The sequence below is a fragment of the Vibrio sp. 10N.222.46.A1 genome (assembly GCF_041473595.1).
Taxonomy (GTDB): Bacteria; Pseudomonadota; Gammaproteobacteria; order Enterobacterales; family Vibrionaceae; genus Vibrio; species Vibrio tasmaniensis_A.
Genome location: NZ_JBFRSN010000768.1, coordinates 1 through 3,416 on the forward strand (window position 1 = coordinate 1; position 3,416 = coordinate 3,416).

Below are 3,416 nucleotides of genomic sequence, written 5' to 3' on the forward strand. Positions count from 1 at the left end.
GTGGAAACCTTTGGTGATGCGGGCGATCTTTATGGTGGCGTGTCAGTGGTGTTTCCTTACTTCACTACAAACCTTAACGCTGGTTGAAGGTGTGGTGTTATTCAGTACGGGTCCGCTGTTTATTCCGTTGTTAGAAAAATTAATATTCGGAACCAAGATTCATACAACGACTATCGCATGTTTAGCCATTACATTTTTCGGCGTAGTGATGATGGCAGGGGATTGGTCGCAGTTTGAGTTTGGTTCGGAATTCTTTAGGCCAGCGCTATTGCTAGGGTTATTGGCGGGTGTGTTTAATTCAGGTTCACAAGTGAGTTTGTATCGAGCATCCAAGACTAGCCTGGCACCCGCAGAGCTTAACGCGTGGACGTTCTTGGTCGCGGCAATCTTTGTGATACCAATGGTTGTGTTTACTTCAGTATCTGCGGATCCAGATATGCTTGAGAGTGCTGCGGGCAATGGAACCTTTTCGGCTCTGCTATCTTTTGAAGGCTTACGCTGGATTGGGCTTGGCGCTTTTGGATTGGCTCTATTTACTATTAACACGCAAATCTTCCGCTCGAAAGCGTACAAGTTGGCAGACAGCGGTTCTCAGTTGGCTCCCCTAATTTTCACGAACATGCTGTTCAGTGCGTTATGGCAGAGCTTGTTCTTTGATGACGTGTTTTCATCTCAGCAGTTAATCGGCATCAATTTGATAGTCGTGGCGAGCATAACCAATACTCTATTGGCTAAAAGACACAGCAAAGCAAAAGCCAAGCAAACACCTCGATCTGCTGTGGTTGTAGCAGATGCTGCGGTTTTGGACTCTGCCGTTAAAAGCTAAACATTGAGGCTGAAGATTACAGACAAAAGCCTAGAACAATGAACGAATGTACTCTTTTACTCGGTCGATGTGTTCGTTTGGTTCAATCTCGCAACGCTGTTTAGTCTCTAGGAATCGCTCAGCGTATTTGTCGTAGATTTTGTTTTCTAAGAACAGCAAATACAGCTTGGGATCGATATGACCGCTGGTGGCCATGTCGGTCATGATGTTGAGTGATTCGCTTAGGAGTTTGCCTTTCTTATACGGGCGATCACTAGAGGTGAGCGCTTCAAAGACATCAGCAATGGCCATCGCTCTGGACGGTAGAGGTAATTGGTCTTCGCTTAAGCCTCTTGGGTAGCCCTTGCCGTCGATACGCTCGTGGTGTCCGCTGGCGATATCCGGAATATTCTGGAGGTAAGAAGGATAAGGCAGCTTGTTAAGCATGGTGAAGGTTTGAATAATATGATCGTTGATCATGAAACGTTCTTCATCGTTTAACGTGCCACGACGAACTTTCAAGTTGTGCAGTTCACCTTGGTTGTATTTGACCTCTCCTGGCTTAAGCACAAACGCTTCTTGCCATACATCGGCAGGGTTAAAGCCATTGTCCCAAGGTATTTTATGCTCCGGTTTGTCTGCAAGCAGAGGCTCCATGACGGGCAAACCCTCTTCCTGCCTCGTTGGCTCAGTTCTGTCTTTCTCAACCGACTCTTTTTGGGTGTTAAATCTCTCTTTTTCAGACCAAGACAAACCCAATTGATCATCCAGTGTACGTTTCCATTGGCGTTTGGCTATTTGATCTAAGCGTTCTAGCTGCTCTTCCGTCATAGATTCGCCGCCAAGGTTGCACTCAGCAACGAAGGCAAATTCTTCATCCAATTCTGACAAGCTTTGTTCGAGGATCTTAAGCTGCTCCTCTTGAAGCGCTCCGTTCGCTATAGCTTTCCAGTAATCGGTTTCCGCTTGCTGTTTCAACAGCTCAAAACGCATCCGCACTTCGTGGATTCGGTCGTAAATGGTTTCAAGTTTTGTCGCTTTGTCTACGACATACTCAGGTGTGGTTACCTTGCCGCAGTCATGAAGCCAAGCGGCGAGCATTAACTCTTCCCACTGTTTACTATCCAATGAGAATTGCGGGTAATAACGGTCATCATCAATGGTTGCTTGAGTCAGCCATTTGGTCAGTTCAGGCACGCGTTGGCAGTGCCCGCCCGTGTAAGGTGATTTGGTATCAATCGCTGATGCAATCAACTCGATAAAGGCATTCAGCATGTCTTTCTGTTGCTGCATTTGGTCAATGTTATCTTTGGCTATTTCCGCAAAGCTGAGCAGTTCTCGTAAGAAGGCGTGCTTGTCTGCCTGCATCTTGGTAATCGGTCTTTCATAGCCAATTGCGACGATACCCACCAACAACTTCTCACGGTTTAATAGTGGGAACAGGTACAGATCTGAATTGAAGATCGAATCTTGGTAATAGTTGAGAACATTGTCTTCTCGGTTTAAGTGGATGGTTTCTCCGGATTTAAGCTGGCACAGCAACCAAGGGGTGTGCTTGATGAAGTCATTAATGTCGGCCTTAAAGGGAAGAATGGCGAGGTTCGCGGCCGTATCAAACACATCTTTCTCTTTTGATTGAGTGAAGAGGACGATGGTTTCTGCTTTGGTAATTAAATAGCTTTGATGAGCAATATTTTTGGCTAATATCGAAAACTCCTGATTACCTGCCGTGTCTCGAAGTAGCGTAATAAGATCATGAAGTGTGTGTTCCATCAGCTCAATTGAGTGGGCGAGGTTAGCCACTTCTTGAATCATGCTTTTGGGATAATGAGTTCGCCTGAAGTCAAATCGTGCGATGTTGTCGGTGAGTTGCATCAGCGTATTAAGCGGCTGAGACAAACGATTGGCGACAAACCATACGATAGCGAAGCAGATGAACAACATCCCAATCGCGACGGCGACTTGCTTGTCACGCATCGAGATAAGATCAGAGAGCAACTCATTGTGTGGCGTAGCCTCTGCCAAATATAAAGTGACATCCTGAGTGAGCTCAACAGGAGTTAGCGTTAATGCCCAAGTGTTTAAGTTGTACTCAACGTTTTTTAGGTTGAGGCTTAATTTCTCCTCGTCGGAGATAAGTGGTGCTATGACGGATGCTTTCAATGCTTCCATCTGTTCACGCTTAGGCACATTAAAGAAGCTTTGGTCTTGCTCACTACCAGAGAGTTTCCCTGTCGTTTGGTTATTCGTTTTCTCAGTTTTACTTGTGTCGTTAGGCTGGGAGGTAAGCTTGGGAATCGATAGATCAAGTTGATGTTGGCCGAGAAGATTGAAATGTTGATCGAACAGAGCGAGTCGGGTTTGTGGAGAGTAGGCCAATTCACTGATCTGGGAAGAGAGAGATTTCAACGTGAAGTCGGCACCAACGACATGCTTGCCATCCAAAGAACGTCTAGAAAGCGTGATGCCATTGGTTTGCAGGAAATAGAACAGGTAGGGCTCAGAGAGTTGTATTGAGCCGTCAGGCTTTGCGTTACGAAACCAAGGTCGAGTCGTGGGGTTGAACTTACTCTCGGCTTGTCGGGTACTGATCACTTGGTGTGCGCCATCG

2 protein-coding genes are annotated in these 3,416 nt (G+C 46.2%); one reads left to right on the top strand and one right to left on the bottom strand.

Annotated features, from left to right (window positions below):
* Positions 1 to 826 (top strand): DMT family transporter (locus tag AB4496_RS19845; RefSeq protein WP_372131706.1); only part of this gene is annotated, 826 nt, incomplete at its 5' end.
* 30 nt (positions 827 to 856) lie between these two features.
* On the opposite strand, the gene AB4496_RS19850 is transcribed toward AB4496_RS19845, so the two are convergent.
* Positions 857 to 3,416 (bottom strand): HD domain-containing phosphohydrolase (locus AB4496_RS19850; protein WP_372131708.1); only part of this gene is annotated, 2,560 nt, incomplete at its 5' end.